At 74.2% G+C, this 1,914-nt stretch carries 1 protein-coding gene; it reads right to left on the bottom strand.

Going from position 1 to position 1,914, the window contains the following annotated elements:
* Nucleotides 1-24 precede the first annotated feature (24 nt).
* A partial coding sequence (locus B7767_RS30240; protein ID WP_143652703.1) for an ATP-binding protein occupies nucleotides 25-1,914 on the bottom strand: 1,890 nt, incomplete at its 5' end.

Here is a 1,914-nt window from a genome sequence, read left to right as displayed (position 1 = left end):
CGGGGAGCGGTGCCGGGCGGGGCGTCATCGGTCGCTCTCGGAGGACGGGTGGGCGAGCAGCCGGCGCGGGTCCGCCGCGCGGGTGATGGCCGACTCGACGGCGGCGATGCGGTCGCCGAGGAGGGCGAGGGCGGCGACCGCGCGGGCCAGGGCGTCCTCGTCGGGGCCGCCCAGGGTCAGGGTGCGGACGTGGGCCGCCTTCAGTTCGCTCCAGCGGGCCGCCCGGTCGGGGGTGAGGGTGCCGCGCAGTTCGGCGAGTTTCAGGAGGTTCGACTCCGCGCCCGTGGTGAGGGTCTGGGCCTCGGCCGTGTAGTGGTCGTCGATGACGGCGGCCAGTTCGGCGGCGTTCATGACGGGCTGGATCCGCTGGGCGATCTTGTTCATGTTGCGGTAGGAGCCCTGGAGCCGGAACGGCGGCTCGGTGCGGGCGTCGTCGGACTGGGCGGCGGAGGCGATGTACGCCGCGTTGACGGCGAGGACGGTCCGGCGGGCGGTGAGCAGGTGGCGCAGCACCGCCAGGACGCGGTCCAGTTCGGTGGGGGCGTAGGGGTGGGCGAGACGGTCGGCGCGGGCGGTGGGGTCGTCCCCGGCGAGGCGGATCAGCAGGTCGAGGTCGGCGCGGTCGCGGCCGGCGAGCGGGGCGAGCACCGGGTTGGCGGTGAGGGCGTTCTCCACGAAACTGAGCGCGAAGACGTCCTCCTTGCCGGTGAGGACGTCACCGAGGTTCCACACGTCGGCGCGGTTGGCCAGCATGTCCGGGACCCGGAAGGCCTCGCCGGACTCGGTGTAGGGGTTGCCGGCCATGCAGACGGCGAACCGCTTCCCGCGCAGGTCGTAGGTGCGCGGCTCGCCCTCCCACACGCCCTCCATCCGGCGCGTGGCGTCGCACAACGGGATGAACTTCTGGAGCAGTTCGGGTGAGGTGTGCTGGATGTCGTCGAGGTACAGGAGGGTGTTGTTGCCGGCGGCCAGCGCGAAGTTGATCTTCTCGATCTCCCGGCGGGCGGTGGCGTTCGGCGCCTCGGCCGGGTCGAGCGAGGTGACCGCGTGGCCGAGTGCGGGGCCGCTGATCTTCACCAGGACCAGGCCGAGGCGGTCGGCGACGTACTCCATGAGGGTCGTCTTGCCGTAGCCGGGCGGGGAGACGAGCAGCAGCAGGCCACCGGTGCCGGTGCGGCCGGACTCGCCCGTGGTGCCGAGCTGTTTGGCGAGGCTGTCGCCGACCAGCGGGAGGTAGACCTCGTCGACCAGGCGGTTGCGGACGAACGACGACATCACGCGCGGCCGGTGGTCGTCCAGGCGCAGCCGGGTGCGCTCGGCGGCCACCAGGGCGGTGCGGCGGCGCTGGAAGGCGCGGAAGGCGGGTACGCCGCGCTCCCTGAACTCCTCGGTGCGGGCGAGGAATTCGTCCAGGCGGAGGGCGAGGCGGCGGTCGGTGATCCGGGGGTGGGTGCCGAGCAGGCCGTCCACGGTCACGGTCAGGGGTGCATCCGAGGTGTGACGGGGCGTGTCCGGGCAGAGTTCGGCGGCCACGGCCTCGGCGAGGTCGCCGGCGGCCGGCTCGTCCCCGGTGGTCGCGGCGTACGCGGTCAGCCAGGCCTCGACCAGCTGGCGGCGGGCGGTGAGGTCGGCGAGGGCGGTGAGGTCGTCGTCGTACTCCTCGGTGGCGACCGTGCGGCGGAAGGCGTCGAGCAGGGCGCGGGTGCGGGCGCTGATGACGAAGCCCTCGGGTCCCGTGGTCAGTTCCTCGAAGAGGTAGGCGGCGCAGGCCTCCGGGCGGGCGGTGGCGTCCCGGGCGCCCATGGCCCGGGCGAGTTCCTCCCGCAGCGCGTCGAGGGCGGGCGGCGGCCCGAAGGCGTCGCGGACGCGGGCCAGGGAGCGGGCGCGGCGGGTGAGGTACCACGCTTCCTGCGC

This window comes from Streptomyces sp. 13-12-16 (assembly GCF_002114215.1).
GTDB lineage: Bacteria > Actinomycetota > Actinomycetes > Streptomycetales > Streptomycetaceae > Streptomyces.
Note: the sequence above shows the minus strand (reverse complement) of the source record. Positions and strands in the feature narration are given on the sequence as shown.